The following is a 24761-nucleotide window of genomic DNA, read 5'->3' as shown; positions in this document are numbered from 1 at the left end:
TCATGTTCCGCCAGCGCATCCAGCGGCTGCGCGTCAACGCTACCCGTATGCGCAAAGAGCGTAGCCAGCTCCTGTGCGCGGGAAAGCGTTCTGTTGGTTATGGTTACCGCGCACTCCAGGGAGAGAAGCGGAAGCAATACGCCGCGCGCCGCGCCTCCGGCGCCAACCAGCAGCACCCGAAAGCCGGGTTTGATAAAAGCTAAACGCTGCAGGTCGCTGAGCAGCCCGATACCATCAGTGTTATCCCCCAGCAGACGCCCGTCATCCAGACGTTTTAACGTATTCACAGCCCCAGCCAGCGCCGCACGCTCTGTTAATGTATCCGCACGACTGAACGCTTCTTCCTTAAATGGCATCGTGATATTGGCCCCTTTGCCGCCTGCAGTAAAAAAGGCGTTCAAAGTAGCGGTAAAATCGTCTAAAGGCGCAAGCACCCTTCCATAAGGATGGTCAATCTGCAGCTGCGAAGCGAACTGCGCATGAATGAAAGGCGATTTGCTATGGGCAACAGGGTTGCCAAATACAGCGTAGGTTTCCATTACGTTATCCCTGACGAAAAAGCTCGCCGGTTAAAGCATCGCGGATTTCAGAAGGATTCTGCCGTCCGCCGGTTTTGCCGTTCACAACGGGGAAATCGACGCCAAACTGTTCACGGACTTCATCGTCGGTCCGGCAAGGGGGCAGGCCCGTTAAATTCGCACTGGTGGAGACCAGCGGTTTACCGTATGCCTCGCAAAGCGCAATAACCAGGGGGTGATCCGTAACGCGCACGGCAAGGGAGTCAAAGTGCCCCGTCAGCCAGCGCGGCGTTGTAGGTTTAGCAGGGAAAACGAAAGTCACCGGCCCCGGCCAGCAGGAAAAGACAGCCTGGCGCTGTGCTTCGTTAAGCGCTGCATCATCAATGTAAGGTTTTAACTGGTCGAAGCTTGCCGCGATCAATATGAGCCCTTTTTCAACGGGGCGCTGTTTAAGCTCCAGCAGCCGCTTTACAGCCGTCTCGCTATCAGGATCGCAGCCAACGCCAAACACGGCTTCTGTTGGATAGGCGATGACACGTTCATTTTTAAGAGTCTCTACCGCCGCTGCGATAGAGTTATTTTGCAGGTTATTATTCACTCGTTTGTTCCGCCGGGATCGGCTGTCCACATTGTTTACTGGCGCAGAATCGCTTTACGCCCTGCGCGGTTTTCTTTTCTATAAGTAAGGGGTAATGGCATACAGGGCATTCCCCTGCTACCGGTTTGAAATTGATAACGAACTGGCAATCAGGATAACGATCGCATGAGTGGAAGGTTTTGCCGTACCGTGAGCGACGCTGGACCAGGTGCCCTTGCAGGCATTGTGGGCAGGCGATCGCCGTATCGTCAGGTTTATCGATAAGCTCGGTATGTTCACAAGCAGGATAATTGCTACAGCCAATAAACATCCCGAACCGGCCCTGGCGTAATACCAGGACTTCGCCGCATGCCGGGCATGTTTGCCCCTCCAGAACTTTTACGACGTGCCCGTCCGCCTGGCTTTTCAGCGGGCGCACGTAGTCGCACTCTGGATAGTGAGAACACCCGAGAAACGGGCCATGTTTGCCGGAGCGGATAACAAGCTCAGCCCCGCACTGAGGGCAGGGCTCGTTGTTACGCACCGTAAACAGTGCTGATTTGGCCATATGTACTCTGTAAGCCGCAAAAATGATTAATGCAGCATACCTTCATTCACTTCAAAGAGTAATTCTTCCATTTGCTGGTAGGCATTTTCACACCCAGGGATATTGAACAGAACCATCAGAATGACCCATTTCAGATCCTCCAGGTCGAATTCTGCCGTATCCAACGCCAGCACGCGTTCAATCACCATTTCACGAGTTTCGAGGTTTAGCACCTGAATCTGCTCCAGGAATAACAGGAATCCCCGGCAACTGGCATCCAGCCGTTCACACTCTTCTGGCGTATAAATACGTACGGAGAGCGGGTCAGAAGCAAGCTGCATCGGTTCGGCGAGGCCTTCCTGATAATCAGCCAGCTTTTCAAGCCACAGCAGCGCGTTATAGATATCTTCACGATCGAAACCGGCGTCGGTGAGATCCCGTTCCAGTTTGTCCTGATCCACACGCATTTCAGCTTCGTTATGGATGTAAGTCTCAAACAAATACATTAGTACGTCGAACATGGCTTGCCCTCCTTAATCGGACATAGCCGCCGGGTACAGCTGCGATCCACCCTGCTAACTCCAGTTCAAGTAGCTGAGCCACGGTTACTGGCACAGGTTGGCCGGCACGTTCAGCGACGACGTCAACAGGTGTTACCTCATCTCCTACGTTAGCCAGGAGCTCGGGAAATGGCAATGCCGCCTCATGTTGATCTGATGAATAATTCGAATTTTGGTTGCCGTCTGGCAAATCCTTTATCGGCGCGGGCAAATTTTCGAGGATATCTTCCGGGGATGTGACCAGCAGCGCCCCCTGCTGAATGAGCCAGTGCGGCCCTTCACTGCCAGGGCTACCTAGCGGGCCTGGTAAAGCGAAAACCTCCCGCCCTTGATCAAGAGCACAGCGAGCGGTCACGAGCGAACCACTGCGCAGCGCCGCCTCAACCACCAGCACGCCCCGGCTCAGGCCGCTGATTATACGGTTACGCCGGGGAAAATTTGCCGGATAAGGGGTAACGTTTAAGGCGAATTCAGAAACCAGCGCGCCGCCCTGCTCCACGATTTGGGACGCAAGAGCACGGTGGCGTCTGGGATAGGGGCTATAGAGGCCGTTGCCTAATACGCCAACCGTTTTGCCTTTTACGTTAAGCGTCGCTCTGTGCGCAACGCTATCAATCCCCAGCGCCAGGCCACTGGTAATCGTTAAGTCGCTTTGCGCAAGCGCCTCGCAAAAATACCGCCCCCAGCGTTCGCCGTACCAGGATGTCGCCCTGCTGCCTACGACTGCCAGCTGCAAATGGTTCAATATCGCCGGTTCGCCCTTCACAAAGATAGCGCCCGGGTAATCGACGATTGACCGCAGCGCTTGCGGGTAGTGCCGATCGCTGGCGAGGACAAGATGATGCTCCGGCTGTTCCAGCCAGTTGAGGCTGTCATCGACCTCTTGTTCGCTCATGGCAAAAAAACGCCCGGCCTGTTTTATTGTCAGGCCAGACTGAATCAGCGTATCAATATCAACGGTGCCGCTTTGCGCCAGATATTGCGCGGCGTTCAGCATAGTGTCGCCGTATAAATCGCCCGTATAAATCAGGCGCAGCCATATCTCCGTGGAAGTCATTTCTCTCCCTGCCATAAACAGCTTGCTCAATCCTTGCGATTGGTCACCGATGCTGTCAATCGGAGGGGGATTTGTCTAGAATAGAGGGAATATTCTTCTCAACTCCTGAATACGACTCTGGAAAAATATGGCAGTTTTGCAAGTGTTACATATTCCGGACGAGCGCCTTCGCAAAGTCGCCGAGCCGGTTAAAGAAGTGAATGCAGAAATTCAGCGTATCGTCGATGATATGTTCGAAACAATGTATGCCGAAGAAGGCATTGGCCTTGCCGCAACTCAGGTAGATATCCATCAGCGAATTATCGTTATTGATGTCTCTGAAAACCGCGATGAACGGCTGGTTCTCATCAACCCAGAGTTGCTGGAAAAAAGCGGCGAGACCGGAATTGAAGAAGGCTGCCTGTCGATCCCTGAACAACGCGCCCTTGTTCCCCGCGCCGAAAAAGTAAAAATTCGCGCGCTGGATCGTAACGGCCAGTCCTTTGAACTTGAAGCGGACGGCCTGCTGGCCATCTGTATTCAGCATGAAATGGACCATCTGGTAGGCAAATTGTTTATCGATTATCTGTCGCCGTTAAAGCAACAGCGTATCCGCCAGAAAGTTGAAAAACTGGACCGCATGAAAGCCCGTGCGTAAGGACAAGGACTGACGTGTCAGATTCTCTACGTATTATCTTTGCCGGTACTCCTGATTTCGCGGCGCGTCACCTTGATGCGCTGCTCTCTTCCGGACATAACATCGTCGGCGTCTTTACGCAGCCGGATCGCCCGGCAGGACGCGGCAAGAAATTAATGCCCAGTCCGGTAAAAATGCTGGCAGAAGAAAAAGGTATTCCGGTTTTCCAACCGGCCTCGTTACGTCCGCAGGAAAATCAGCACCTGGTCGCCGGGTTACATGCCGATGTTATGGTCGTTGTCGCGTATGGCCTGATTCTGCCCAAAGCGGTGCTGGATATGCCTCGCCTGGGCTGTATTAACGTGCATGGCTCACTGCTTCCACGCTGGCGTGGCGCGGCACCTATCCAGCGTTCACTCTGGGCGGGCGATGCCGAGACAGGCGTGACCATAATGCAGATGGACGTCGGGCTTGATACAGGCGATATGCTTTACAAACTTGCCTGCCCTATCACCGCGGAAGATACCAGCGCCACGTTGTATGACAAACTTGCAGAGCTTGGCCCGCAGGGTTTGATTGAGACAATCAAGCAGCTCGCTGACGGCACAGCAAAACCGGTCGTTCAGGATGAAGCGCTTGCCACTCACGCGGAAAAACTGAGCAAAGAAGAAGCGCGTATCAACTGGGCGCTTTCAGCGGCGCAGCTGGAACGCTGTATTCGCGCCTTTAATCCCTGGCCGATGAGCTGGCTGGAGATTGACGGACAGCCGGTCAAAGTGTGGCAGGCCTCGGTCATCGAGACGCCAGCTCAGGCTGAACCCGGCACTATCCTGGCGTCCACGAAGCAAGGGATCCAGGTCGCCACCGGCGATGGCATTCTAAATTTGCTTTCACTGCAGCCCGCAGGAAAGAAAGCCATGAGCGCACAGGATCTGCTGAATTCCCGTCGGGAGTGGTTTACCCCCGGCAACCGTCTGCTCTGACGAGCACCTCTTAATACGCCCGGCGCTCCCGGGCATTTTTATTTTTGAGCTATGAATAAGAAACTCAATTTACGTAGCCTGGCGGCGCAGGCCGTTGAACAGGTCGTCGAGCAGGGCCAGTCGTTAAGTAATGTTCTTCCGCCGCTGCAGCAAAAAGTCTCAGACAAAGATAAAGCCTTATTGCAGGAACTGTGTTTCGGCGTGTTGCGCACGATGTCACAGATGGAATGGCTGATTAACAAGCTCATGTCTCGCCCGATGACCGGCAAGCAGCGCACCGTCCACTACCTGATTATGGTGGGATTCTACCAGCTACTGCATACGCGTATTCCTGCCCATGCCGCGCTGGCGGAAACGGTTGAGGGGGCGGTGGCGATTAAACGCCCGCAGTTGAAAGGCTTAATTAATGGCGTTCTGCGTCAGTTTCAGCGTCAGGAAGAGACGTTGCTTGCGGAATTCGCCGCCAGCGACGCGCGTTTCTTACATCCGGCCTGGTTGCTCAAACGTCTGCAGAAAGCCTGGCCCGCAAACTGGGAAGCGATTGTCGAAGCGAATAACCAGCGTCCGCCTATGTGGCTGCGCGTAAACCGCGTACATCACACTCGTGACGGCTGGCTCGCACTCCTGAATGAGGCGGGCATGAACGGTTTCACTCATCCTGATTACCCGGACGCCGTACGTCTGGAATCGCCAGCGCCGGTACATGCGCTCCCCGGTTTCGATGAAGGTTGGGTAACGGTCCAGGATGCTTCCGCTCAGGGATGCGTTGCTTTCTTGCAACCTGAAAACGGTGAACAGATTCTGGATCTCTGCGCAGCGCCCGGCGGTAAAACAACGCATATTCTGGAAGCGGCGCCGCAGGCTCAGGTTCTGGCAGTCGATGTCGATCAGCAGCGCCTTTCCCGCGTTTATGACAACCTGAAACGCCTGGGAATGAAAGCTACCGTAAAACAGGGCGATGGGCGGGATCCTGCAAGCTGGTGTGGAGAACAGCAGTTTGATCGTATTCTACTGGATGCCCCCTGCTCCGCCACCGGCGTTATTCGTCGCCATCCGGATATCAAATGGCTGCGCCGCGACCGTGATATTCCAGAGCTGGCGCAGCTACAGGCCGAGATTCTTGACGCCGTCTGGCTGCATCTCAAATCAGGCGGGACGCTGGTATACGCAACCTGTTCTGTTTTACCGGAAGAAAACAGCCAGCAGATCAAAGCGTTCCTGCAACGCACTGCGGATGCCATATTATGCGAAACCGGTACGCCAGAGCAGCCAGGCCAACAAAACCTGCCGGGGGCGGAAGAAGGCGACGGCTTCTTCTACGCTAAGCTAATTAAAAAGTGATGAGATAACGGATCGCGACTGATGAAAATTATCATTCTGGGCGCAGGGCAAGTCGGCGGAACGCTGGCGGAGAACCTGGTCGGCGAAAATAACGACATCACGGTAGTGGATACGAACGGGGATCGCTTGCGTAGCCTGCAGGATAAATTCGACCTGCGTGTCGTTCAGGGGCATGGCTCGCATCCCCGAATACTTCGTGAGGCAGGTGCCGATGATGCCGATATGCTGGTCGCGGTAACCAGCTCCGATGAGACGAACATGGTCGCGTGTCAGGTTGCCTTTTCGCTATTTAACACGCCCAATCGAATCGCCCGTATCCGCTCACCGGATTATGTTCGCGATGCGGAAAAGCTATTTCATTCCGAAGCGGTACCCATTGACCATCTTATTGCTCCGGAACAGCTGGTTATCGACAGTCTTTACCGGCTGATTGAATATCCTGGTGCCCTGCAGGTGGTGAATTTTGCCGAAGGAAAGGTCAGTCTTGCGGTAGTTAAAGCTTATTACGGCGGTCCGCTGGTAGGTAATGCGCTGTCGACAATGCGCGAACATATGCCGCATATCGACACCCGAGTAGCAGCCATTTTCCGTCACGATCGCCCCATCCGCCCGCAAGGCTCAACAATTGTCGAAGCGGGAGATGAGGTTTTCTTTATTGCCGCATCGCAACATATTCGCGCAGTAATGAGCGAACTGCAGCGGCTGGAAAAGCCCTACAAGCGCATTATGCTGGTCGGCGGCGGGAATATCGGCGCAGGCCTGGCGCGTCGTCTGGAGAAAGAGTACAGCGTTAAATTGATCGAGCGCGATCAGCAGCGGGCTGCCGAACTGGCTGAAAAGCTGCAAAACACCATCGTTTTTTATGGTGATGCTTCGGATCAGGAGTTACTCGCGGAAGAGCATATTGATCAGATGGATCTGTTTATCGCCGTGACCAACGATGACGAAGCCAACATCATGTCAGCCATGCTGGCCAAGCGTATGGGGGCGAAAAAAGTCATGGTGCTGATTCAGCGTCGCGCCTATGTCGACCTTGTGCAGGGCAGCGTTATCGATATTGCGATTTCTCCGCAGCAGGCTACGATTTCCGCGCTGTTAAGCCATGTGCGCAAAGCGGATATCGTTGGCGTATCATCCCTGCGACGCGGTGTTGCGGAAGCCATCGAAGCCGTCGCCCACGGTGACGAAAGCACATCGCGTGTGGTAGGCCGGGTGATTGATGAGATTAAACTTCCGCCTGGCACCATAATAGGCGCGGTGGTACGCGGAAACGACGTTATGATTGCCAACGATAATCTGCGTATCGAACAAGGGGATCATGTGATTATGTTCCTTACCGATAAAAAATACATTACCGACGTTGAGCGCCTGTTCCAGCCTAGCCCCTTCTTCCTGTGATGCTAAATGGCGCTGCCGGTCAGCGCCGTTTAGATATCCCTGCATTAAACGGTGTTAAAAAAACCAGCAAATTTTTACCTTCAATGGAAAACGAGAAGACATTTGTTAGACTTAGTCTGTCTGTTAGCGCAAGGAGAAAAATATGAGCCTGTTGAAAGAGTTTCGCGAATTTGCGATGCGCGGAAACGTTGTTGATTTGGCTGTGGGTGTAATTATTGGTGCCGCCTTTGGCAAAATTGTTTCTTCATTGGTTGCGGATATTATCATGCCGCCGCTGGGGTTATTAATCGGCGGGATTGATTTCAAGCAGTTTGCATTTACGCTGCGTGAAGCGCGCGGGGATGTTCCGGCCGTGGTCATGCACTATGGCGTTTTTATCCAGAACGTGTTTGATTTCATTATTGTGGCGTTTGCAATTTTCATGGCGATTAAAGTCATTAACCGACTGAAACGCAAACATGAAGAAGAGCCGAAAGCGCCGCCTGCGCCGAGCAAAGAAGAGGTACTGCTAACTGAGATTCGTGATTTACTGAAAGAGCAGAACAGTCGCCCCTGATTAAGCACAAATAGCCAGAAGGCCAGTGGTAAAAAAGCGATTCGCTTGTTTGCCACTGGCCTCCCAGTTTCCCTGCTTGCCATGTTTACCCTTACGCAGATAACTGCCTTTTCCTTTTTTATTTTTCTCAACCCGCTGCCTGAAAAGCGGATCGTGTAGAAGTGCCTCAATGGCGTTATCTTTTATCTGACCTTTCTTATGTTGATAATGGCTCATAAAAACTCCGGTTTGGTTATTAAACGAAGCAAGTTTAGGATTAGGAGACACGAAAATCAATGCCCCTCAATGACATTGCCAGTACCCTGCTCCAGGGCTTCCAGAATAGAACAATAGACACTACTGTGGGCGCTACCGCAGCAGGCGTCATTCAGCTTTTGCAGTGAACGCCGCATAATTTGCAGTTCGTTAATTCGGGCCTCTACTTCACTTAACCTTGCCTGCACAATGCTTTTCGACTCCTGGCAGGTATGGTGCTCAGGATCGATACGGATAGAGAGCAGTTCACGGATGGCCTCAAGCGTGAAACCTAACTGGCGCGCATGGCGGATAAACTTAAGGCGCTGCAGGTCGTTCTCTGTATAAAGCCGAAAACCGCCCTCTGTTCGCACCTCATGATCCATCATCTGTTGTTTTTCATAATAACGGATGGTGTCCGGTGTGACCGCAGCCAGCTTTGCCAGTTCCCCGATGCGATACATAACTACTCCTCCTCCATTTTTCTCATCAGCTGATTTGCATAATCACCGTGTAGAAAATCAGTGCTGATACCCGCCTGACGTAATTTCAACTCAAGCAGGGTCAGCCTTTTGCTAACCTCCGCATATTGCGGATCGTCCTCACGTATCCCTTTCAGCAAATCGGCAAGCTGGACCGCTTCTTTACGCTGTTCAAGTTCAGGCGGTAAACAACCGGCATTCTTGAGAAGCCTGTATCCAGCGCGTAATTCTGGCGCAACGTGTGAATCGTCGTCCAGTATCAGGGGAGCGCCGCTACCGGGAAGATTGTCGAAGTCACCTTTCATTTGAGCATCAAGGATGTGTCGCTCTGCCCACTGGTCAAGTAACCACATCATGACCTCCAGCAATTGAACAGAAAAAGTACGAACAGTGTAGAGAAATGGGGGTAGAGGAGAAATAAAAAAACCCGCCGAGGCGGGTTTTTTTACGTTACTACAGATTACTCTGCAGCAGCTTCTGCTTTCGATTCAGAGCGATCAACCAGCTCGATGTATGCCATCGGCGCGTTGTCGCCTGCACGGAAGCCACACTTCAGAATGCGAGTGTAACCACCGGCGCGGCTCGCGAAACGCGGGCCCAGCTCGTTAAACAGTTTTGCCACGATCTCGTTATCACGAGTGCGGGCGAATGCCAGACGACGATTAGCAACGCTATCAGTCTTGGCAAGAGTAATCAGCGGCTCAACTACGCGACGCAGTTCTTTCGCTTTCGGCAGGGTCGTCTTGATGATTTCATGACGAACCAGCGAACCTGCCATGTTACGGAACATAGCCTGGCGATGGCTGCTGTTGCGGTTCAGTTGACGACCACTCTTACGATGGCGCATGACCTTATCCTTCTCAGTAAAACCTTAACCTGTGATCCGGTTACTCGTCAGCGATGCTTGCCGGTGGCCAGTTTTCCAGGCGCATGCCCAGAGACAGTCCACGGGAAGCCAGCACGTCTTTAATCTCGGTAAGAGATTTTTTACCCAGGTTCGGCGTTTTCAGCAACTCAACCTCGGTACGCTGTACCAGATCACCGATATAGTGGATAGCTTCTGCCTTGAGGCAGTTAGCAGAGCGGACAGTCAATTCCAGATCGTCAACAGGGCGCAGCAGGATCGGATCGAATTCTGGTTTCTCTTCTTTAACTTCCGGCTGACGTACATCACGTAAGTCAACGAAAGCTTCAAGTTGTTCTGCCAGAATGGTTGCCGCACGACGAATCGCCTCTTCAGGATCGATTGTGCCGTTGGTTTCCATTTCGATGACCAGCTTGTCCAGGTCGGTACGCTGTTCTACACGCGCTGCTTCAACATTGTAGGCAATACGCTCTACAGGGCTGTAGCAGGCGTCGACCAGCAGACGGCCGATTGGGCGCTCATCTTCTTCCGAATGAATTCGGGCAGAAGCCGGCACATAACCACGACCGCGCTGAACTTTGATACGCATGCTAATAGATGCGTTCTCGTCAGTCAGGTGGCAGATCACGTGCTGCGGCTTGACGATTTCGACATCACCGTCGTGGGTAATGTCGGCTGCGGTCACAGGGCCAATGCCAGATTTATTCAGAGTAAGAATAACATCATCTTTACCCTGAACTCTCACCGCCAGCCCTTTCAGGTTGAGCAGGATTTCAAGGATATCTTCCTGAACGCCTTCTTTGGTGCTGTACTCATGTAGTACACCATCAATCTCAACCTCGGTCACCGCGCAACCCGGCATCGATGAGAGCAGAATACGGCGCAGTGCGTTACCCAGAGTATGGCCAAAGCCACGCTCTAAAGGCTCAAGGGTCACCTTGGCGTGCGTCGAACTCACTTGCTCGATATCTACCAGGCGCGGTTTTAGAAACTCTGTCACAGAACCCTGCATTGTGTCCTCTCTTTGGTACTAAGCTTTACTTGGAGTAAAGCTCGACGATCAGGTGTTCGTTAATGTCCGCAGACAGATCAGAACGTTCAGGCTTACGCTTGTACGTACCTTCCATCTTGCCAGCATCAACTTCCAGCCAGGTTGGCTTTTCACGCTGCTCAGCCAGCTCCAGAGCGGCTTTCACGCGAGACTGCTTTTTCGCTTTCTCACGAATGCTAACAACGTCATTCGCTTTAACCTGATAAGAAGCGATGTTAACAACACGACCGTTTACCATGATAGCCTTGTGGCTAACCAGCTGACGTGCTTCTGCACGAGTGGCGCCGAAGCCCATACGGTATACAACGTTGTCCAGACGACCTTCCAGCAGAGCCAACAGGTTTTCACCGGTGTTGCCTTTCAGACGTGCTGCTTCTTTATAGTAGTTACGGAACTGACGCTCCAGCACACCGTACATACGGCGAACTTTTTGCTTTTCACGCAACTGCACACCATAGTCAGACAGACGCGGTTTACGCGCACCGTGCTGGCCAGGAGCTTGTTCAATTTTACACTTGGTATCGATCGCGCGAACGCCAGACTTAAGGAATAAGTCGGTGCCCTCACGACGGCTCAGCTTGAGCTTAGGACCCAAATATCTTGCCATTTTCTTTCTCCAACTAACCTGGAAAACGCAGCGTTATACGCGACGTTTTTTCGGCGGACGACAACCGTTATGAGGGATCGGAGTCACATCAGTAATATTAGTGATGCGGAAACCAGCGGCGTTCAGTGCACGAATGGTAGATTCGCGACCCGGACCCGGACCTTTGACCATAACTTCCAGATTCTTGATGCCGTATTCTTTTACGGCTTCTGCGCAACGCTCTGCTGCAACCTGAGCTGCAAACGGAGTGGATTTACGCGAACCACGGAAACCGGAACCACCGGCTGTTGCCCAACCCAGTGCGTTACCCTGACGATCTGTAATGGTAACGATGGTGTTGTTAAAAGAAGCATGGATATGAGCCACGCCGTCAGAGACTTGTTTTCTTACACGTTTACGTGCACGAATTGGTGCCTTTGCCATTATTCAATCACCCCGATTATTTCTTGATCGGTTTGCGCGGACCCTTACGGGTACGTGCGTTGGTCTTGGTACGCTGACCGCGAACCGGGAGACCACGACGATGACGCAAACCGCGATAGCAACCAAGATCCATCAGGCGCTTGATGCTCATGCTGATTTCACGGCGCAGATCACCTTCAACGACAAATTTGGCAACTTCGTCACGCAGCGTGTCGATTTGTTCTTCAGACAGCTCACTGATCTTAACATCTTCAGCGATACCCGCTGCAGCCAGAATGGCTTTAGAACGGGTCTTGCCGACGCCATAGATCGAAGTTAACGCGATCACGGCATGTTTCTGATCAGGAATGTTAATGCCTGCTATACGGGCCACTATGCACTCCTATAATTTTACTGGTACGTACCATGCTGAAAAGCCCGTTTTCAGGATACTCAAATGGAAACGTACAGACATACAAAAGATTGGCTGGCTAATCTAGCCAGCTCAACCCAACTTTGCAAGAAAAATATGCGAAATAATCAGCCTTGGCGCTGTTTATGCTTCGGCTCGGCACTGCAAATCACACGGATGACGCCATCACGCTTAACGATTTTGCAGTTACGGCATAATTTCTTGACGGAAGCACGAACTTTCATTTTTACTCTCCGTAACTTCTCAGGCGACCAATTAGCGGCCGTAGCCTTTCAGGTTCGCCTTCTTCAATGCAGACTCATACTGACTGGACATCATCAGAGTTTGCACTTGAGCCATAAAGTCCATAATCACGACAACAACGATAAGCAGCGAGGTCCCACCGAAGTAGAACGGCACTTTCATTGCATCACGCATGAACTCCGGGATCAGGCAGATAAAAGTAATGTAGAGCGCACCAACCAGAGTCAGGCGGGTCATTACTTTATCGATATACTTCGCCGTTTGCTCTCCCGGACGAATTCCTGGTACAAATGCACCGGACTTCTTCAGGTTATCTGCTGTTTCACGCGGGTTGAAGACCAACGCCGTGTAGAAGAAACAGAAGAAGATGATCGCAGACGCATAGAGTAACACATAAAGCGGTTGCCCAGGCTGCAAATACAGCGAAATTGTTGTCAGCCAGTTCCAACCAGTACCGCCCCCGAACCATGACGCGATGGTCGCCGGGAACAGAATAATACTGGAAGCGAAGATTGCCGGGATTACCCCCGCCATATTCACTTTCAGCGGTAAATGTGTGCTCTGTGCAGCATAGACACGACGGCCTTCTTGACGTTTAGCGTAGTTTACCACAATGCGGCGTTGGCCACGCTCAACGAAAACAACAAAGAACGTCACTGCAAATACTAATACTGCAACCAACAGCAACAGGAGGAAGTGCAGGTCGCCTTGACGCGCTTGCTCGATAGTATGGGCAATGGCTGGCGGGAGACCCGCAACGATACCAGCGAAGATAATGATCGAGATACCGTTACCGATACCGCGTTCAGTGATCTGTTCGCCGAGCCACATCAGGAACATGGTCCCTGTAACCAGACTAACAACAGCAGTGAAATAGAATGCAAAGCCTGGGTTAATCACCAGGCCCTGCATACCAGGCATATTCGGCAGACCGGTAGCAATACCGATCGACTGGAATATCGCCAGCACCAGAGTACCGTAGCGGGTGTACTGACTAATCTTACGACGTCCGGACTCCCCTTCTTTCTTCAACTCTGCCAGGGCCGGATGAACGACCGTCAGCAGCTGGATAATAATCGATGCCGAAATGTACGGCATAATACCCAGAGCGAAGATAGAAGCACGGCTGAGTGCACCACCAGAGAACATGTTGAACATTTCAATGATGGTGCCTCGCTGTTGCTCAAGCAGTTTGGCAAGTACAGCGGCATCAATACCAGGGATCGGAATAAAAGAGCCAATACGGAACACAATCAGCGCGCCGATAACAAACAGCAGTCTGCGTTTCAGCTCGCCTAAGCCACCTTTGGCACTTTGAAAATCTAATCCCGGTTGTTTAGCCATCTGCTACTTATTCCTCGATTTTACCGCCAGCAGCTTCGATAGCAGCACGAGCGCCTTTAGTCACGCGCAGACCGCGAACAGTTACCGGTACAGTAACTTCACCAGACAGGATCACTTTCGCGAACTCGATCTGAATACCGATAATGTTGGCCGCTTTCAGCGTGTTCAGGTCTACAACACCGCCTTCTACTTTAGCCAGCTCAGACAGACGAACTTCGGCTGTAATCGCTGCTTTACGAGAAGTGAAGCCGAATTTCGGCAGACGACGGTACAGAGGCATCTGGCCGCCCTCGAAACCGCGACGTACGCCACCGCCAGAACGAGACTTCTGACCTTTGTGACCACGACCACCGGTTTTACCGAGGCCAGAACCGATACCACGACCCAGACGGCGACCCGCCTTTTTAGAGCCTTCGGCCGGAGACAGAGTATTTAAACGCATCTCTTACTCCTCAACTTTAACCATGAAGGAAACCGCGTTGACCATACCGCGAACAGCAGGAGTATCCTCGCGCTCTACGGTGTGACCAATACGACGCAGACCCAGGCCAAGCAGCGTTGCCTTGTGTTTCGGCAGACGACCGATTGCACTGCGGGTTTGAGTGATTTTAATAGTCTTTGCCATGGTCAATTACCCCAGAATTTCTTCAACGGATTTACCACGCTTGGCAGCGACCATTTCTGGAGAATTCATATTTTCCAGGCCATCAATAGTTGCACGAACCACGTTGATCGGGTTGGTGGAACCGTATGCTTTAGCCAGAACGTTATGAACCCCAGCAACTTCCAGAACGGCGCGCATTGCACCACCGGCGATGATACCGGTACCTTCGGAAGCTGGCTGCATGAATACACGAGAACCCGTGTGAACACCTTTAACCGGGTGCTGCAGGGTGCCGTGGTTCAGCGCGACGTTAATCATATTGCGACGGGCTTTTTCCATCGCTTTCTGGATCGCTGCTGGAACTTCACGCGCTTTACCGTAACCAAAACCAACGCGACCGTTACCATCGCCAACTACAGTCAGAGCTGTGAAGGAGAAAATACGACCACCTTTAACGGTTTTAGATACGCGGTTTACCGCGATCAGCTTTTCCTGCAGTTCGCCAGCTTGTTTTTCGATGTGAGCCATCTTACACCTCTACCTTAGAACTGAAGGCCAGCTTCACGGGCAGCATCTGCCAGTGCCTGGACACGACCATGATATTGGAACCCGGAACGGTCAAAAGAAACATCTTTGATGCCTTTTTCCAGAGCGCGTTCAGCGACAGCTTTACCCACAGCTGCTGCAGCGTCTTTGTTACCGGTGTACTTCAGTTGTTCAGCGATAGCTTTTTCTACAGTAGAAGCAGCTACCAGAACTTCAGAACCATTCGGTGCAATTACCTGTGCGTAGATATGACGCGGGGTACGATGTACCACCAGGCGAGTTGCGCCCAGCTCCTGGAGCTTGCGGCGTGCGCGGGTCGCACGACGGATACGAGCAGATTTCTTATCCATAGTGTTACCTTACTTCTTCTTAGCCTCTTTGGTACGCACGACTTCGTCGGCGTAACGAACACCCTTGCCTTTGTAAGGCTCAGGACGACGGTAGGCGCGCAGATCTGCTGCAACCTGGCCGATCACCTGCTTATCAGCGCCTTTCAGCACGATTTCAGTCTGTGACGGACATTCTGCAGTGATACCGGCCGGCAGCTGATGGTCAACAGGATGAGAGAAACCCAGTGACAGGTTTACTACATTACCTTTAACCGCTGCACGATAACCTACACCAACCAGCTGCAGCTTCTTAGTGAAGCCTTCGGTAACACCGATAACCATTGAGTTCAGCAGTGCACGTGCGGTGCCAGCCTGAGCCCAACCGTCTACGTAACCATCACGCGGACCGAAAGTCAGAGCGTTATCTGCATGTTTCACTTCAACAGCATCGTTGAGAGTACGAGTCAGCTCGCCGTTTTTACCTTTGATCGTAATAACCTGACCGTTGATTTTTACATCAACGCCGGCAGGAACAACGACCGGTGCTTTAGCAACACGAGACATTTTTTCCTCCGATTAGGCTACGTAGCAGATAATTTCGCCACCAAGACCAGCCTGGCGCGCTGCACGATCAGTCATAACACCTTTAGAGGTAGAAACAACTGCAATACCCAGACCACCCATAACTTTCGGCAGCTCATCTTTACGTTTATAGATGCGCAGACCTGGGCGGCTGACACGCTGAATGCTTTCTACAACAGCTTTGCCCTGGAAGTACTTAAGACTTACTTCCAGTTCAGGCTTGGTGTCGCCTTCAATTTTGAAATCTTCAATAAAACCTTCTTCCTTCAGCACGTTGGCAATTGCCACTTTCAGCTTGGAGGAAGGCATGGTGACCGCAGCTTTGTTCGCGGCCTGACCGTTACGGATACGGGTCAGCATATCCGCGATCGGATCTTGCATGCTCATCTGTCTTTACTCCCGTGATTCAATTGGTGACAATTACCAGCTAGCCTTTTTCAGACCCGGGATTTCACCGCGCATAGCGGCTTCACGGACCTTAATACGGCTCAACCCGAACTTCCGCAGGAAAGCGTGCGGACGACCAGTTTGACGGCAGCGATTACGCTGACGAGACGGGCTGGAATCACGCGGCAGAGTCTGCAGCTTGAGAACAGCATTCCAACGATCTTCGTCGGTTGCGTTCACATCAGAGATGATAGCTTTCAGTTCAGCGCGTTTAGCGAAGAATTTATCAGCTAAAGCTACGCGCTTTACTTCGCGTGCTTTCATTGATTGCTTAGCCATTAAGTAACCCTACCTTACTTGCGGAACGGGAAGTCAAAGGCAGCCAGCAGAGCACGGCCTTCTTCGTCAGATTTCGCAGTAGTGGTAATGGTAATATCCAAACCACGCACGCGGTCGACTTTATCGTAGTCGATTTCTGGGAAGATGATCTGCTCACGGACACCCATGCTGTAGTTACCACGACCGTCGAAAGACTTAGCGGACAGGCCACGGAAGTCACGGATACGAGGAACAGCAATAGTGATCAGGCGCTCAAAGAACTCCCACATGCGTTCGCCACGCAGAGTTACTTTACAGCCGATCGGATAGCCCTGACGGATTTTGAAGCCTGCAACAGATTTGCGTGCTTTGGTGATCAACGGTTTTTGACCGGAGATTGCTGCCAGGTCAGCTGCTGCGTTATCCAGCAGTTTCTTGTCAGCGATCGCTTCACCAACACCCATGTTCAGGGTGATCTTCTCGACCCGAGGGACTTGCATGACAGAATTGTAGTTAAACTCGGTCATGAGTTTGTTAACTACTTCGTCTTTGTAGTAATCATGCAGTTTCGCCATCGTACTACTCCAAATTACTTGATAGTTTCGCTGTTAGATTTGAAGAAACGGACTTTTTTGCCGTCTTCGAATCTAAAGCCTACACGGTCAGCCTTGCCGGTTGCCGCATTGAAGATTGCAACGTTAGAAACCTGAATAGCAGCTTCTTTTTCAACGATGCCGCCTGGTTGGTTCAGAGCCGGAACCGGCTTCTGGTGTTTCTTAACCAGGTTGATACCTTCAACAATGACCTTGCCGGAAGACAGGACATTCTTAACTTTACCGCGCTTACCTTTATCTTTACCGGTTAACACGATAACTTCGTCATCACGACGGATTTTCGCTGCCATGATTCGCTCCTTAGAGTACTTCTGGTGCCAGAGAGATAATTTTCATGAACTTCTCGGTACGAAGCTCACGAGTTACCGGCCCAAAAATACGCGTACCGATAGGCTGCTCGCTGTTATTGTTGAGAATAACGCATGCATTACCATCGAAGCGAATGACAGAACCGTCCGGGCGACGAACACCCTTCTTGGTGCGCACCACTACCGCCTTCAGCACATCACCTTTTTTGACCTTACCACGCGGAATTGCTTCTTTGATGGTGATCTTGATGATGTCGCCTACGCCTGCGTAGCGACGGTGCGAGCCACCCAGAACCTTGATACACATTACGCGACGTGCACCGGAGTTGTCGGCGACGTTCAGCATAGTCTGTTCTTGGATCATTTTAGTGCTCCGCTAATGTCAACTACTACTGAGACCCGAAATTCAGGTCGTTAAAAAACCCCATATCGGGGGCGCGGCATTATAACACCGCTTCTCGGATATGGGTAGAAAAAATAAACGGCTCATCGCTGAGCCGTTTATTCGTATTGAGAGCGCGTACTGTATTACAGAACCGCTTTCTCTACAACGCGAACCAGCGTCCAGGACTTAGTCTTGGACAGCGGACGGCATTCACGGATTTCAACCTTGTCGCCGATACCGCATTCGTTGTTCTCGTCATGTACGTGCAGTTTGGTCGTACGCTTGATGAATTTACCGTAGATCGGGTGTTTCACAAAACGTTCGATAGCTACAACAATGGATTTCTCCATTTTGTCGCTAACAACACGACCTTGCAGAGTACGGATTTTATCGGTCATTACGCACCCGCCTTCTGAGTCAGTAAAGTCTTAACACGTGCGACATCACGACGCACTTGCTTCAACAGATGAGTCTGTTGCAGCTGGCCACTTGCAGCCTGCATGCGCAGGTTGAACTGCTCACGCAGCAGGTTCAGCAGCTCGGTGTTCAGCTCTTCAACACTCTTTTCACGCAGCTCTTTTGCTTTCATTACATCACCGTCTTAGTTACAAAGGTGGTTTTGATCGGCAGTTTCGCTGCTGCCAGGCCGAATGCTTCACGGGCCAGCTCTTCCGGTACTCCGTCCATTTCATACAGGACTTTACCCGGCTGAATTAAGGCAACCCAGTACTCCACGTTACCTTTACCTTTACCCATACGAACTTCCAGCGGCTTCTCGGTGATCGGTTTGTCCGGGAATACACGGATCCAGATCTTACCTTGACGCTTAACTGCACGGGTCATAGCACGACGTGCTGCTTCGATCTGACGGGCAGTCAGACGACCACGGCCAACAGCTTTCAGACCGAAAGTGCCGAAGCTAACATCCGTACCCTGCGCCAGACCACGGTTGCGGCCTTTGTGCACTTTACGGAATTTTGTACGCTTTGGTTGTAACATCAGCGACGCTCCTTATTTACGGCCTTTACGCTGCTGCTTTTTAGGTTGAGCAGCCGGTTCCGGTTGTTCAACAGCAGCCATACCACCCAGGATCTCACCTTTGAAGATCCATACCTTAACGCCGATTACACCGTAAGTGGTGTGCGCTTCAGAGGTGTTGTAGTCGATGTCAGCACGCAGAGTGTGCAGCGGTACGCGACCTTCACGGTACCATTCGGTACGTGCGATTTCCGCGCCGCCCAGACGGCCGCTAACTTCAACTTTGATACCTTTAGCGCCCAGACGCATGGCGTTCTGAACAGCACGCTTCATCGCACGACGGAACATAACACGACGTTCCAGCTGAGAAGTGATGCTGTCAGCAACCAGTTTTGCGTCCAGTTCAGGCTTACGAACTTCAGCGATATTGATCTGTGCAGGTACGCCAGCGATATCCGCTACGACCTTGCGCAGTTTTTCTACGTCTTCGCCTTTCTTACCGATAACGATACCCGGACGAGCAGTGTGAATGGTCACACGGATGCTCTTAGCCGGACGCTCGATAACGATGCGCGATACAGACGCTTTAGCCAGTTCCTTAGTCAGGTACTGACGTACTTTAAAATCGCTGTCCAGGTTGTCAGCGAATTCTTTGGTGTTCGCAAACCAGGTAGAGTTCCATGGTTTTACAATACCCAGGCGAATACCATTAGGATGTACTTTCTGACCCATTGCTAGTCTCCAGAGTCTCAGCGATCGGACACAACCACAGTGATGTGGCTGGTGCGCTTCAGGATGCGATCTGCACGACCTTTCGCACGCGGCATAATGCGCTTCATGCTCGGGCCTTCGTCTACGAAAATTTTCGCAACTTTCAGATCGTCAATGTCAGCGCCATCGTTGTGTTCAGCGTTAGCAATGGCAGATTCCAGAACCTTCTTGACCAGTACAGCCGCTTTCTTATTGGTGTAGGTCAGAATATCCAGAGCCTGCGACACTTTCTTACCGCGAATCAGGTCAGCAACAAGGCGAACCTTCTGAGCAGAAGAACGAGCATGGCGATGTTGAGCTAAAGTTTCCATCTCTTCCTCCTACCTTATTTCTTCTTCGCTTTTTTATCAGCAGCGTGGCCGCGATAAGTACGAGTCGGTGCGAATTCACCCAGTTTGTGACCGACCATTTCGTCGGAAACAAATACCGGAACGTGCTGACGACCATTATGGACAGCGATGGTCAAACCGATCATGTTAGGAAAGATCGTTGAACGACGGGACCAAGTGCGCAGGGGCTTCTTGTCTCCGCTTTCCACCGCTTTCTCTACCTTCTTCAGCAAGTGCAGGTCAATAAAAGGACCTTTCTTGAGAGAACGTGGCATGGCTTATCCTCTAAAATTATTTGCTACGGCGACGTACGATGAATTTATCAGTACGCTTGTTGCTGCGGGTCTTCTTACCTTTGGTCTGAACGCCCCACGGGGTTACCGGGTGCTTACCAAAGTTACGACCTTCACCACCACCATGTGGGTGGTCTACTGGGTTCATCGCAGTACCGCGAACGGTAGGACGAACGCCACGCCAGCGTGCAGCACCTGCTTTACCCAGAACGCGCAGCATATGCTCAGCATTGCCAACTTCGCCCAGGGTTGCACGGCAGTCTGCTTCGACTTTACGCATTTCACCAGAACGCAGACGCAGGGTGACATAAGCACCATCGCGCGCAATGATCTGAACGTAAGTACCCGCGGAACGCGCCAGCTGACCGCCTTTACCTGGTTTCATTTCTACGTTATGAACGGTAGAACCAACCGGGATATTGCGCATCGGCAGGGTGTTGCCTGCTTTGATTGCAGCGTCAACGCCAGACTGAATCTGGTCGCCAGCTTTCAGGCCTTTCGGGGCCAGGATGTAACGGCGTTCGCCGTCTTTGTACAGAACCAGCGCGATGTTCGCGGAACGGTTCGGATCGTACTCAAGACGTTCAACAACTGCCGGGATACCATCTTTGTTGCGTTTGAAGTCAACAATACGGTAAGCCTGCTTGTGGCCACCACCGATATGACGAGTGGTGATACGGCCATTGTTGTTACGACCACCGGATTTGCTGTTTTTTTCCAGCAACGGAGCAAAAGGTTTGCCCTTGTGCAGCTCAGGGTTAACCACTTTAACAACGTGGCGACGACCCGGAGATGTCGGTTTACATTTAACAACTGCCATTGTATTACTCCTCCGACTTACTCAGCGCCGCCAACGAAGTCCAGGTTCTGGCCTTCTTTCAGGGTGACGTAAGCTTTTTTCCAGTCGCTACGACGACCGATACGCTGTCCGTGACGTTTAACTTTCCCTTTAACAACCAGGGTGTTAACGACTTCGACTTCGACTTCAAACAGTTTCTGCACAGCAGCTTTGATTTCTGCTTTGGTCGCGTCTTTAGCAACTTTGAGAACGATGGTGTTCGTTTTTTCCATCGCAGTAGACGCTTTTTCAGAAACGTGCGGTGCACGCAGCACCTTCAGCAGACGTTCTTCACGAATCATGCCAGCATCTCCTCAACTTGCTTAACAGCATCAGCAGTCATTACGACTTTGTCGAAGGCGATCAGGCTAACCGGGTCGATACCAGTTGCGTCGCGTACGTCAACCTTGTGCAGGTTGCGCGCAGCCAGGAACAGGTTCTCGTCCAGCTCACCGGTGATGATCAGCACATCTTCCAGAGCCATGTCTTTCAGTTTCTGTGCCAGCAGCTTAGTTTTCGGCGCTTCTACAGAGAACTTTTCGACAACGATCAGACGATCCTGACGTACCAGTTCGGACAGGATGCTTTTCAGCGCGCCGCGGTACATCTTCTTGTTAACTTTTTGACTGTGGTCCTGCGGACGAGCAGCGAAGGTCACGCCGCCTGAACGCCAGATCGGGCTCTTGATAGAACCTGAACGCGCACGGCCGGTGCCTTTCTGGCGCCACGGTTTTTTACCGGAACCAGTTACTTCAGCACGAGTCTTCTGAGCACGAGTACCCTGACGAGCACCAGCTGCATAAGCAACAACAACCTGGTGAACCAGCGCTTCGTTGAAATCACGACCGAAGGTAGTTTCGGAAACAGTCAGCGCGCTCTGCGCGTCTTTCAATACTAATTCCATTGCTATCCCCTTACGCCTTCACAGCTGGTTTAACGATCAGGTCGCTACCGGTTGCACCCGGGACAGCACCTTTAACCAGCAGCAGGTTGCGCTCAGCGTCAACACGTACTACGTCCAGGCTCTGAACGGTTACACGTTCGTTACCCAGCTGACCTGCCATTTTCTTGCCTTTGAACACTTTGCCCGGAGTCTGGTTCTGACCGATAGAACCCGGTACGCGGTGAGACAAGGAGTTACCGTGGGTAGCGTCCTGGGTACGGAAGTTCCAGCGCTTAACGGTACCAGCAAAACCTTTACCTTTAGAGGTACCGGTTACGTCAACTTTTTTCACTTCGGCAAACAGTTCAACACTAATGCTCTGGCCTACGGTGAACTCTTCGCCTTCAGCCAGGCGGAATTCCCACAGACCACGGCCAGCTTCTACGCCAGCTTTAGTGAAGTGACCAGCTTCCGGCTTGGTTACACGGTTAGCTTTTTTAGCACCGGTGGTAACCTGGATTGCGCGGTAGCCATCGTTAGCCAGGTCTTTAACCTGAGTAACACGGTTTGCTTCAACTTCGATTACGGTTACTGGGATAGAAACGCCATCTTCAGTGAAGATGCGGGTCATGCCCACTTTTTTACCGACTAAACCAATCATTGTTTCAACCTCTCAATCGCTCGATGACCTGATTAACCCAGGCTGATCTGCACGTCTACACCGGCAGCCAGATCCAGACGCATCAGAGCATCAACGGTTTTTTCAGTTGGCTCAACGATGTCAACCAGACGCTTGTGAGTGCGGATTTCGTACTGATCGCGCGCGTCTTTGTTAACGTGCGGAGAGATCAGAACGGTAAAGCGCTCTTTGCGGGTCGGCAGCGGGATCGGACCACGGACCTGCGCACCAGTGCGCTTAGCAGTCTCGACGATTTCCGCGGTTGATTGATCGATCAGACGATGATCAAACGCTTTCAGGCGGATACGGATTCTTTGGTTCTGCATGAGACCAGAGCTCCAATTATTTTATAGACGAAATGATTACTCCTCATACCCATTACGATTGATGGGAGAGTGTAACCGTTCTTACATAGCTCCCCGATTGGGAGCATTGTTTGACAGCAAAAATCACCGTCGGGGTTCATATTGAACCGGCTGTCAATTACGACAAGCCCGCGCATTATACGTAAATCTGAGCTTTACGCAAGTGTCGTTTAGAAATTAGACATTTTGCGTGCCGCCACCCTGTTTGCATTTAACGCCGTGCAAGACCGTAAATTGTCCGGAACCGGTACCGCAAAACACCGTTCTGCCTGTAGGCAGGCTAAACGCAATGCCTGACACTTTCCCCTCGTGGCATAGTGGAGAGAAGATATGCAGACATTCGTTGCCGTTTCCGTTTACCTGTTGCTGAACGGCGTACTGGTTTGCTCTGACCTGCGACGGGGGCTGCTGCCTGACCGCTTTACCTGCCCTCTTCTGTGGAGTGGCTTGCTGTTGTGCAGCCTGATGACGCCTGCCCTACTGGCAGATAAGCTATGGGGAGCGGCGTTGGGGTATGCGGGGTTTGCCCTCATTTACTGGGCCTATCGTTTACTTCGTCGCCGTGAGGGGCTGGGCTATGGGGACGTGAAGTTCCTTGCTGCGTTGGGAGCCTGGCATGGCTGGCAGCCGCTCTGCGCGCTTGTGTTTATTGCCGCAGCCCTTGCCTGCGTTTTTACTGCGCTTCGAGCCCTATGCCATGGCAACCTGGGGGTAATAAAAAACCCGCTGCCATTTGGACCTTTTCTGTCCGGCGCGGGTTTGATAGTCGGCTGGTATGCTTACTCAGAGCAGGCTTTTATTGTTCAACTTTGATTTGCGATTGCAGGTAATTCTGCAGGCCAATCTTGCCGATCAGATCCAGCTCAGTCTCCAGCCAGTCAATATGGCCTTCTTCATCGGCCAGGATTTCAATCATCATATCGCGGCTAACGTAATCGTGAACGCTGTCGGCATAGGCAATCGCTTCGCGCAGATCCCTGGCGCCTTCCAGCTCCAGCCGCAAATCAGACTGCAGCATCTCCTCAACATCCTCGCCGATGCCAAGTTTGCCAAGATCCTGCAGGTTAGGGATACCTTCCAGAAACAGAATACGCTCGATGTACTTATCGGCGTGTTTCATTTCATCGATGGATTCATGGTACTCAACGTCGTTGAGGCGCATCAGGCCCCAGTTCTTGAACATTCTCGCATGAAGAAAATACTGATTGATTGCGACAAGCTCATTTCCCAATAACTTATTGAGATAATTTATAACTTTGACATCACCTTTCATTATATAGTCCCTCCGCTTCCACTCATTGAAGCGTAGAACGGGCTACGAGGATGTCAAAAAAAAGCGGGCGTCTCAGGCGGTTTCTTTATATTCCGGGATCTGCATCAGCTCATCTTGCATAATTTCACGCGCGGCGCGAACGCATTTACCGCACTGATTTCCAACCGGAATAAATTTGCGGAGCTGCTGGAAGGATTGAGGGTGAAACTGGCGTACTGCCTGGCGAATTTTTTTATCACTCACACCATTACACAAACAAACGTACATAATGACTCCCGTTCAATTTCTGCGCAAAGTGTAAATGAGAATAGTTATGATTACAATAGCACAGATTAGAAAGGGAACGTGGCGGACGCTGAAAAATAGTGAGCAAATGTTTTCGCCAGTTTGCTGGCGTTCAGAAAGCAAAAAGGGCGCCGAAGCGCCCTTTAAAGTCAGTGCTAAATATTAGCCCAGAACTTTAGC

44 protein-coding genes are annotated in these 24761 nt (G+C 51.7%); 6 read left to right on the top strand and 38 right to left on the bottom strand.

Annotation, left to right across the window (positions count from 1 at the left end):
• From aroE to dprA, 5 genes are all read right to left on the bottom strand, one after another.
• Nucleotides 1–539: shikimate dehydrogenase (gene aroE, locus ENTHG_RS19985; protein WP_044183940.1), on the bottom strand; the 539-nt coding region annotated here is incomplete at its 3' end.
• 4 nt (nucleotides 540–543) lie between these two features.
• Nucleotides 544–1116: an L-threonylcarbamoyladenylate synthase type 1 TsaC gene (gene tsaC / locus ENTHG_RS19980; RefSeq protein WP_044183938.1), complete on the bottom strand. Its 573-nt coding sequence runs from the start codon at nucleotides 1114–1116 to the stop codon at nucleotides 544–546.
• Complete coding sequence (locus ENTHG_RS19975) at nucleotides 1109–1663, bottom strand: DNA topoisomerase family protein (RefSeq protein ID WP_044183935.1); 555 nt, start codon at nucleotides 1661–1663, stop codon at nucleotides 1109–1111. Before ENTHG_RS19975 ends, tsaC begins: the two co-directional genes overlap by 8 nt.
• Nucleotides 1664–1689: 26 nt before the next feature.
• Nucleotides 1690–2163: a DUF494 family protein Smg gene (gene smg, locus ENTHG_RS19970; RefSeq protein ID WP_044183932.1), complete on the bottom strand. Its 474-nt coding sequence runs from the start codon at nucleotides 2161–2163 to the stop codon at nucleotides 1690–1692.
• The gene (gene dprA, locus ENTHG_RS19965) at nucleotides 2135–3259 is read right to left on the bottom strand and encodes a DNA-protecting protein DprA (protein ID WP_044183929.1); all 1125 of its coding nucleotides are present in this window, start codon (nucleotides 3257–3259) and stop codon (nucleotides 2135–2137) included. Before dprA ends, smg begins: the two co-directional genes overlap by 29 nt.
• A 127-nt stretch (nucleotides 3260–3386) precedes the next feature.
• Here dprA and def point away from each other — a divergent pair, with 127 nt between their 5' ends.
• The 5 genes from def to mscL all read left to right on the top strand — a co-directional run bounded on the left by def (nucleotide 3387) and on the right by mscL (nucleotide 8153).
• Nucleotides 3387–3896, top strand: coding sequence for a peptide deformylase (gene def / locus ENTHG_RS19960; RefSeq protein WP_044183926.1), 510 nt, complete (start codon nucleotides 3387–3389; stop codon nucleotides 3894–3896).
• 14 nt (nucleotides 3897–3910) lie between these two features.
• Nucleotides 3911–4858, top strand: a complete 948-nt coding sequence (gene fmt / locus ENTHG_RS19955; RefSeq protein ID WP_044183924.1) for a methionyl-tRNA formyltransferase — start codon at nucleotides 3911–3913, stop codon at nucleotides 4856–4858.
• Nucleotides 4859–4909: 51 nt separating this feature from the next.
• The gene (rsmB, locus tag ENTHG_RS19950; RefSeq protein WP_044183922.1) at nucleotides 4910–6199 is read left to right on the top strand and encodes a 16S rRNA (cytosine(967)-C(5))-methyltransferase RsmB; all 1290 of its coding nucleotides are present in this window, start codon (nucleotides 4910–4912) and stop codon (nucleotides 6197–6199) included.
• A 21-nt stretch (nucleotides 6200–6220) separates the two neighbouring features.
• Nucleotides 6221–7597 carry a Trk system potassium transporter TrkA gene (trkA, locus tag ENTHG_RS19945; protein WP_044183919.1) on the top strand — a complete coding sequence of 459 codons (1377 nt, stop codon included), beginning with the start codon at nucleotides 6221–6223 and terminating at the stop codon, nucleotides 7595–7597.
• 142 nt (nucleotides 7598–7739) lie between these two features.
• The gene (gene mscL / locus ENTHG_RS19940) at nucleotides 7740–8153 is read left to right on the top strand and encodes a large-conductance mechanosensitive channel protein MscL (RefSeq protein WP_044183917.1); all 414 of its coding nucleotides are present in this window, start codon (nucleotides 7740–7742) and stop codon (nucleotides 8151–8153) included.
• Here mscL and ENTHG_RS19935 read toward each other — a convergent pair whose 3' ends face one another.
• The 31 genes from ENTHG_RS19935 to rpsJ all read right to left on the bottom strand — a co-directional run bounded on the left by ENTHG_RS19935 (nucleotide 8154) and on the right by rpsJ (nucleotide 22984).
• Nucleotides 8154–8369, bottom strand: coding sequence for an alternative ribosome-rescue factor A (locus ENTHG_RS19935; protein WP_044183914.1), 216 nt, complete (start codon nucleotides 8367–8369; stop codon nucleotides 8154–8156).
• A 56-nt stretch (nucleotides 8370–8425) separates the two neighbouring features.
• Nucleotides 8426–8851 carry a Zn(2+)-responsive transcriptional regulator gene (zntR, locus tag ENTHG_RS19930; protein WP_044183911.1) on the bottom strand — a complete coding sequence of 142 codons (426 nt, stop codon included), beginning with the start codon at nucleotides 8849–8851 and terminating at the stop codon, nucleotides 8426–8428.
• Between the two features lie 2 nt (nucleotides 8852–8853).
• Nucleotides 8854–9222 carry a DnaJ family domain-containing protein gene (locus tag ENTHG_RS19925; RefSeq protein WP_044183907.1) on the bottom strand — a complete coding sequence of 123 codons (369 nt, stop codon included), beginning with the start codon at nucleotides 9220–9222 and terminating at the stop codon, nucleotides 8854–8856.
• A 107-nt stretch (nucleotides 9223–9329) separates the two neighbouring features.
• A complete protein-coding gene (gene rplQ / locus ENTHG_RS19920) occupies nucleotides 9330–9716 on the bottom strand; it encodes a 50S ribosomal protein L17 (protein ID WP_001216372.1) in 387 nt (128 codons plus the stop codon).
• A gap of 40 nt (nucleotides 9717–9756) precedes the next feature.
• Nucleotides 9757–10746, bottom strand: coding sequence for a DNA-directed RNA polymerase subunit alpha (locus ENTHG_RS19915; RefSeq protein WP_034461761.1), 990 nt, complete (start codon nucleotides 10744–10746; stop codon nucleotides 9757–9759).
• 25 nt (nucleotides 10747–10771) lie between these two features.
• Nucleotides 10772–11392: a 30S ribosomal protein S4 gene (rpsD, locus tag ENTHG_RS19910; RefSeq protein WP_044183896.1), complete on the bottom strand. Its 621-nt coding sequence runs from the start codon at nucleotides 11390–11392 to the stop codon at nucleotides 10772–10774.
• A 33-nt stretch (nucleotides 11393–11425) separates the two neighbouring features.
• Nucleotides 11426–11815 carry a 30S ribosomal protein S11 gene (rpsK, locus tag ENTHG_RS19905; protein ID WP_002919257.1) on the bottom strand — a complete coding sequence of 130 codons (390 nt, stop codon included), beginning with the start codon at nucleotides 11813–11815 and terminating at the stop codon, nucleotides 11426–11428.
• 16 nt (nucleotides 11816–11831) lie between these two features.
• Complete coding sequence (rpsM, locus tag ENTHG_RS19900; protein WP_003863308.1) at nucleotides 11832–12188, bottom strand: 30S ribosomal protein S13; 357 nt, start codon at nucleotides 12186–12188, stop codon at nucleotides 11832–11834.
• A 146-nt stretch (nucleotides 12189–12334) separates the two neighbouring features.
• Nucleotides 12335–12451, bottom strand: coding sequence for a 50S ribosomal protein L36 (gene rpmJ, locus ENTHG_RS24480; protein WP_000868187.1), 117 nt, complete (start codon nucleotides 12449–12451; stop codon nucleotides 12335–12337).
• A gap of 31 nt (nucleotides 12452–12482) precedes the next feature.
• A complete protein-coding gene (gene secY, locus ENTHG_RS19895; RefSeq protein WP_044183893.1) occupies nucleotides 12483–13814 on the bottom strand; it encodes a preprotein translocase subunit SecY in 1332 nt (443 codons plus the stop codon).
• Between the two features lie 7 nt (nucleotides 13815–13821).
• On the bottom strand, nucleotides 13822–14256 hold the full coding sequence (gene rplO / locus ENTHG_RS19890) for a 50S ribosomal protein L15 (RefSeq protein WP_044183890.1): 435 nt from the start codon (nucleotides 14254–14256) through the stop codon (nucleotides 13822–13824).
• A gap of 3 nt (nucleotides 14257–14259) precedes the next feature.
• The gene (rpmD, locus tag ENTHG_RS19885; RefSeq protein ID WP_001140434.1) at nucleotides 14260–14439 is read right to left on the bottom strand and encodes a 50S ribosomal protein L30; all 180 of its coding nucleotides are present in this window, start codon (nucleotides 14437–14439) and stop codon (nucleotides 14260–14262) included.
• A 6-nt stretch (nucleotides 14440–14445) separates the two neighbouring features.
• Entirely contained in the window at nucleotides 14446–14946 is a 501-nt protein-coding gene (gene rpsE, locus ENTHG_RS19880; protein WP_002438697.1) for a 30S ribosomal protein S5, read from the bottom strand.
• A 14-nt stretch (nucleotides 14947–14960) separates the two neighbouring features.
• Nucleotides 14961–15314 (bottom strand): 50S ribosomal protein L18, encoded by a 354-nt coding sequence (gene rplR, locus ENTHG_RS19875; RefSeq protein ID WP_000358960.1) that lies wholly within the window; start codon nucleotides 15312–15314, stop codon nucleotides 14961–14963.
• A gap of 9 nt (nucleotides 15315–15323) precedes the next feature.
• Complete coding sequence (gene rplF / locus ENTHG_RS19870; RefSeq protein WP_044183887.1) at nucleotides 15324–15857, bottom strand: 50S ribosomal protein L6; 534 nt, start codon at nucleotides 15855–15857, stop codon at nucleotides 15324–15326.
• Between the two features lie 12 nt (nucleotides 15858–15869).
• Nucleotides 15870–16262 carry a 30S ribosomal protein S8 gene (gene rpsH, locus ENTHG_RS19865; protein WP_044183884.1) on the bottom strand — a complete coding sequence of 131 codons (393 nt, stop codon included), beginning with the start codon at nucleotides 16260–16262 and terminating at the stop codon, nucleotides 15870–15872.
• 33 nt (nucleotides 16263–16295) lie between these two features.
• Nucleotides 16296–16601, bottom strand: a complete 306-nt coding sequence (rpsN, locus tag ENTHG_RS19860) for a 30S ribosomal protein S14 (protein ID WP_039076814.1) — start codon at nucleotides 16599–16601, stop codon at nucleotides 16296–16298.
• Between the two features lie 14 nt (nucleotides 16602–16615).
• A complete protein-coding gene (gene rplE, locus ENTHG_RS19855; RefSeq protein WP_007702494.1) occupies nucleotides 16616–17155 on the bottom strand; it encodes a 50S ribosomal protein L5 in 540 nt (179 codons plus the stop codon).
• A 14-nt stretch (nucleotides 17156–17169) separates the two neighbouring features.
• Nucleotides 17170–17484, bottom strand: a complete 315-nt coding sequence (rplX, locus tag ENTHG_RS19850) for a 50S ribosomal protein L24 (protein WP_000729185.1) — start codon at nucleotides 17482–17484, stop codon at nucleotides 17170–17172.
• Nucleotides 17485–17494: 10 nt separating this feature from the next.
• On the bottom strand, nucleotides 17495–17866 hold the full coding sequence (gene rplN / locus ENTHG_RS19845) for a 50S ribosomal protein L14 (RefSeq protein ID WP_002919748.1): 372 nt from the start codon (nucleotides 17864–17866) through the stop codon (nucleotides 17495–17497).
• A 164-nt stretch (nucleotides 17867–18030) separates the two neighbouring features.
• Nucleotides 18031–18285, bottom strand: coding sequence for a 30S ribosomal protein S17 (gene rpsQ / locus ENTHG_RS19840; RefSeq protein WP_002438707.1), 255 nt, complete (start codon nucleotides 18283–18285; stop codon nucleotides 18031–18033).
• Nucleotides 18285–18476 (bottom strand): 50S ribosomal protein L29, encoded by a 192-nt coding sequence (gene rpmC / locus ENTHG_RS19835; protein WP_008457158.1) that lies wholly within the window; start codon nucleotides 18474–18476, stop codon nucleotides 18285–18287. Before rpmC ends, rpsQ begins: the two co-directional genes overlap by 1 nt.
• The gene (rplP, locus tag ENTHG_RS19830; RefSeq protein WP_002919759.1) at nucleotides 18476–18886 is read right to left on the bottom strand and encodes a 50S ribosomal protein L16; all 411 of its coding nucleotides are present in this window, start codon (nucleotides 18884–18886) and stop codon (nucleotides 18476–18478) included. Before rplP ends, rpmC begins: the two co-directional genes overlap by 1 nt.
• 12 nt (nucleotides 18887–18898) lie before the next feature.
• Nucleotides 18899–19597, bottom strand: coding sequence for a 30S ribosomal protein S3 (gene rpsC / locus ENTHG_RS19825; protein WP_006817277.1), 699 nt, complete (start codon nucleotides 19595–19597; stop codon nucleotides 18899–18901).
• 17 nt (nucleotides 19598–19614) lie between these two features.
• Complete coding sequence (gene rplV, locus ENTHG_RS19820; RefSeq protein ID WP_002919773.1) at nucleotides 19615–19947, bottom strand: 50S ribosomal protein L22; 333 nt, start codon at nucleotides 19945–19947, stop codon at nucleotides 19615–19617.
• Nucleotides 19948–19961: 14 nt separating this feature from the next.
• Nucleotides 19962–20240, bottom strand: coding sequence for a 30S ribosomal protein S19 (rpsS, locus tag ENTHG_RS19815; protein WP_001138115.1), 279 nt, complete (start codon nucleotides 20238–20240; stop codon nucleotides 19962–19964).
• Nucleotides 20241–20256: 16 nt separating this feature from the next.
• The gene (gene rplB, locus ENTHG_RS19810) at nucleotides 20257–21078 is read right to left on the bottom strand and encodes a 50S ribosomal protein L2 (protein ID WP_044183846.1); all 822 of its coding nucleotides are present in this window, start codon (nucleotides 21076–21078) and stop codon (nucleotides 20257–20259) included.
• Nucleotides 21079–21095: 17 nt separating this feature from the next.
• A complete protein-coding gene (rplW, locus tag ENTHG_RS19805) occupies nucleotides 21096–21398 on the bottom strand; it encodes a 50S ribosomal protein L23 (protein WP_000617546.1) in 303 nt (100 codons plus the stop codon).
• Nucleotides 21395–22000, bottom strand: a complete 606-nt coding sequence (gene rplD, locus ENTHG_RS19800; RefSeq protein ID WP_000424395.1) for a 50S ribosomal protein L4 — start codon at nucleotides 21998–22000, stop codon at nucleotides 21395–21397. The genes rplW and rplD overlap by 4 nt, the downstream gene beginning before the upstream one ends.
• Before the next feature lie 10 nt (nucleotides 22001–22010).
• Nucleotides 22011–22640 carry a 50S ribosomal protein L3 gene (rplC, locus tag ENTHG_RS19795; protein ID WP_044183844.1) on the bottom strand — a complete coding sequence of 210 codons (630 nt, stop codon included), beginning with the start codon at nucleotides 22638–22640 and terminating at the stop codon, nucleotides 22011–22013.
• Between the two features lie 32 nt (nucleotides 22641–22672).
• Nucleotides 22673–22984, bottom strand: a complete 312-nt coding sequence (gene rpsJ / locus ENTHG_RS19790) for a 30S ribosomal protein S10 (RefSeq protein ID WP_001181005.1) — start codon at nucleotides 22982–22984, stop codon at nucleotides 22673–22675.
• A gap of 369 nt (nucleotides 22985–23353) precedes the next feature.
• Here rpsJ and ENTHG_RS19785 point away from each other — a divergent pair, with 369 nt between their 5' ends.
• Nucleotides 23354–23836, top strand: coding sequence for a prepilin peptidase (locus ENTHG_RS19785; RefSeq protein WP_044183840.1), 483 nt, complete (start codon nucleotides 23354–23356; stop codon nucleotides 23834–23836).
• Here ENTHG_RS19785 and bfr read toward each other — a convergent pair.
• Nucleotides 23820–24296 (bottom strand): bacterioferritin, encoded by a 477-nt coding sequence (bfr, locus tag ENTHG_RS19780; protein WP_044183837.1) that lies wholly within the window; start codon nucleotides 24294–24296, stop codon nucleotides 23820–23822. The two genes, ENTHG_RS19785 and bfr, sit on opposite strands and share 17 nt — an antisense overlap.
• Before the next feature lie 72 nt (nucleotides 24297–24368).
• Nucleotides 24369–24563, bottom strand: a complete 195-nt coding sequence (bfd, locus tag ENTHG_RS19775) for a bacterioferritin-associated ferredoxin (RefSeq protein WP_044183834.1) — start codon at nucleotides 24561–24563, stop codon at nucleotides 24369–24371.
• Nucleotides 24564–24761: the final 198 nt, after the last annotated feature.

Source organism: Phytobacter massiliensis JC163 (assembly GCF_000321045.1).
Classification (GTDB): domain Bacteria; phylum Pseudomonadota; class Gammaproteobacteria; order Enterobacterales; family Enterobacteriaceae; genus Phytobacter_A; species Phytobacter_A massiliensis.
The sequence above is the reverse complement of the archived record's forward strand: the minus strand, read 5'-3'. Positions and strand labels throughout refer to the sequence as shown.

Bases quoted from the DNA above. Each gene is read 5' to 3' on its own strand.
- ENTHG_RS19935 (WP_044183914.1), bottom strand. From the start codon at position 8,369: ATGAGCCATTATCAACATAAGAAAGGTCAGATAAAAGATAACGCCATT.
- rpmJ (WP_000868187.1), bottom strand. From the start codon at position 12,451: ATGAAAGTTCGTGCTTCCGTCAAGAAATTATGCCGTAACTGCAAAATC.
- rpsN (WP_039076814.1), bottom strand. From the start codon at position 16,601: ATGGCTAAGCAATCAATGAAAGCACGCGAAGTAAAGCGCGTAGCTTTA.
- rplE (WP_007702494.1), bottom strand. From the start codon at position 17,155: ATGGCGAAACTGCATGATTACTACAAAGACGAAGTAGTTAACAAACTC.
- rplP (WP_002919759.1), bottom strand. From the start codon at position 18,886: ATGTTACAACCAAAGCGTACAAAATTCCGTAAAGTGCACAAAGGCCGC.
- rplQ (WP_001216372.1), bottom strand. From the start codon at position 9,716: ATGCGCCATCGTAAGAGTGGTCGTCAACTGAACCGCAACAGCAGCCAT.
- rplV (WP_002919773.1), bottom strand. From the start codon at position 19,947: ATGGAAACTTTAGCTCAACATCGCCATGCTCGTTCTTCTGCTCAGAAG.
- rplF (WP_044183887.1), bottom strand. From the start codon at position 15,857: ATGTCTCGTGTTGCTAAAGCACCGGTCGTTGTTCCTGCCGGCGTTGAT.
- rplO (WP_044183890.1), bottom strand. From the start codon at position 14,256: ATGCGTTTAAATACTCTGTCTCCGGCCGAAGGCTCTAAAAAGGCGGGT.
- rplW (WP_000617546.1), bottom strand. From the start codon at position 21,398: ATGATTCGTGAAGAACGTCTGCTGAAGGTGCTGCGTGCACCGCACGTT.
- secY (WP_044183893.1), bottom strand. From the start codon at position 13,814: ATGGCTAAACAACCGGGATTAGATTTTCAAAGTGCCAAAGGTGGCTTA.
- rpsS (WP_001138115.1), bottom strand. From the start codon at position 20,240: ATGCCACGTTCTCTCAAGAAAGGTCCTTTTATTGACCTGCACTTGCTG.
- ENTHG_RS19915 (WP_034461761.1), bottom strand. From the start codon at position 10,746: ATGCAGGGTTCTGTGACAGAGTTTCTAAAACCGCGCCTGGTAGATATC.
- rpsJ (WP_001181005.1), bottom strand. From the start codon at position 22,984: ATGCAGAACCAAAGAATCCGTATCCGCCTGAAAGCGTTTGATCATCGT.
- bfr (WP_044183837.1), bottom strand. From the start codon at position 24,296: ATGAAAGGTGATGTCAAAGTTATAAATTATCTCAATAAGTTATTGGGA.
- rpsC (WP_006817277.1), bottom strand. From the start codon at position 19,597: ATGGGTCAGAAAGTACATCCTAATGGTATTCGCCTGGGTATTGTAAAA.
- rsmB (WP_044183922.1), top strand. From the start codon at position 4,910: ATGAATAAGAAACTCAATTTACGTAGCCTGGCGGCGCAGGCCGTTGAA.
- rplC (WP_044183844.1), bottom strand. From the start codon at position 22,640: ATGATTGGTTTAGTCGGTAAAAAAGTGGGCATGACCCGCATCTTCACT.
- rplB (WP_044183846.1), bottom strand. From the start codon at position 21,078: ATGGCAGTTGTTAAATGTAAACCGACATCTCCGGGTCGTCGCCACGTT.
- ENTHG_RS19975 (WP_044183935.1), bottom strand. From the start codon at position 1,663: ATGGCCAAATCAGCACTGTTTACGGTGCGTAACAACGAGCCCTGCCCT.
- zntR (WP_044183911.1), bottom strand. From the start codon at position 8,851: ATGTATCGCATCGGGGAACTGGCAAAGCTGGCTGCGGTCACACCGGAC.
- rpsK (WP_002919257.1), bottom strand. From the start codon at position 11,815: ATGGCAAAGGCACCAATTCGTGCACGTAAACGTGTAAGAAAACAAGTC.
- rpsE (WP_002438697.1), bottom strand. From the start codon at position 14,946: ATGGCTCACATCGAAAAACAAGCTGGCGAACTGCAGGAAAAGCTGATC.
- rplX (WP_000729185.1), bottom strand. From the start codon at position 17,484: ATGGCAGCGAAAATCCGTCGTGATGACGAAGTTATCGTGTTAACCGGT.
- ENTHG_RS19925 (WP_044183907.1), bottom strand. From the start codon at position 9,222: ATGTGGTTACTTGACCAGTGGGCAGAGCGACACATCCTTGATGCTCAA.
- bfd (WP_044183834.1), bottom strand. From the start codon at position 24,563: ATGTACGTTTGTTTGTGTAATGGTGTGAGTGATAAAAAAATTCGCCAG.
- smg (WP_044183932.1), bottom strand. From the start codon at position 2,163: ATGTTCGACGTACTAATGTATTTGTTTGAGACTTACATCCATAACGAA.
- def (WP_044183926.1), top strand. From the start codon at position 3,387: ATGGCAGTTTTGCAAGTGTTACATATTCCGGACGAGCGCCTTCGCAAA.
- rpsQ (WP_002438707.1), bottom strand. From the start codon at position 18,285: ATGACCGATAAAATCCGTACTCTGCAAGGTCGTGTTGTTAGCGACAAA.
- dprA (WP_044183929.1), bottom strand. From the start codon at position 3,259: ATGACTTCCACGGAGATATGGCTGCGCCTGATTTATACGGGCGATTTA.
- rplN (WP_002919748.1), bottom strand. From the start codon at position 17,866: ATGATCCAAGAACAGACTATGCTGAACGTCGCCGACAACTCCGGTGCA.
- rpmD (WP_001140434.1), bottom strand. From the start codon at position 14,439: ATGGCAAAGACTATTAAAATCACTCAAACCCGCAGTGCAATCGGTCGT.
- rplD (WP_000424395.1), bottom strand. From the start codon at position 22,000: ATGGAATTAGTATTGAAAGACGCGCAGAGCGCGCTGACTGTTTCCGAA.
- mscL (WP_044183917.1), top strand. From the start codon at position 7,740: ATGAGCCTGTTGAAAGAGTTTCGCGAATTTGCGATGCGCGGAAACGTT.
- ENTHG_RS19785 (WP_044183840.1), top strand. From the start codon at position 23,354: ATGCAGACATTCGTTGCCGTTTCCGTTTACCTGTTGCTGAACGGCGTA.
- rplR (WP_000358960.1), bottom strand. From the start codon at position 15,314: ATGGATAAGAAATCTGCTCGTATCCGTCGTGCGACCCGCGCACGCCGC.
- rpmC (WP_008457158.1), bottom strand. From the start codon at position 18,476: ATGAAAGCAAAAGAGCTGCGTGAAAAGAGTGTTGAAGAGCTGAACACC.
- rpsH (WP_044183884.1), bottom strand. From the start codon at position 16,262: ATGAGCATGCAAGATCCGATCGCGGATATGCTGACCCGTATCCGTAAC.
- rpsD (WP_044183896.1), bottom strand. From the start codon at position 11,392: ATGGCAAGATATTTGGGTCCTAAGCTCAAGCTGAGCCGTCGTGAGGGC.
- trkA (WP_044183919.1), top strand. From the start codon at position 6,221: ATGAAAATTATCATTCTGGGCGCAGGGCAAGTCGGCGGAACGCTGGCG.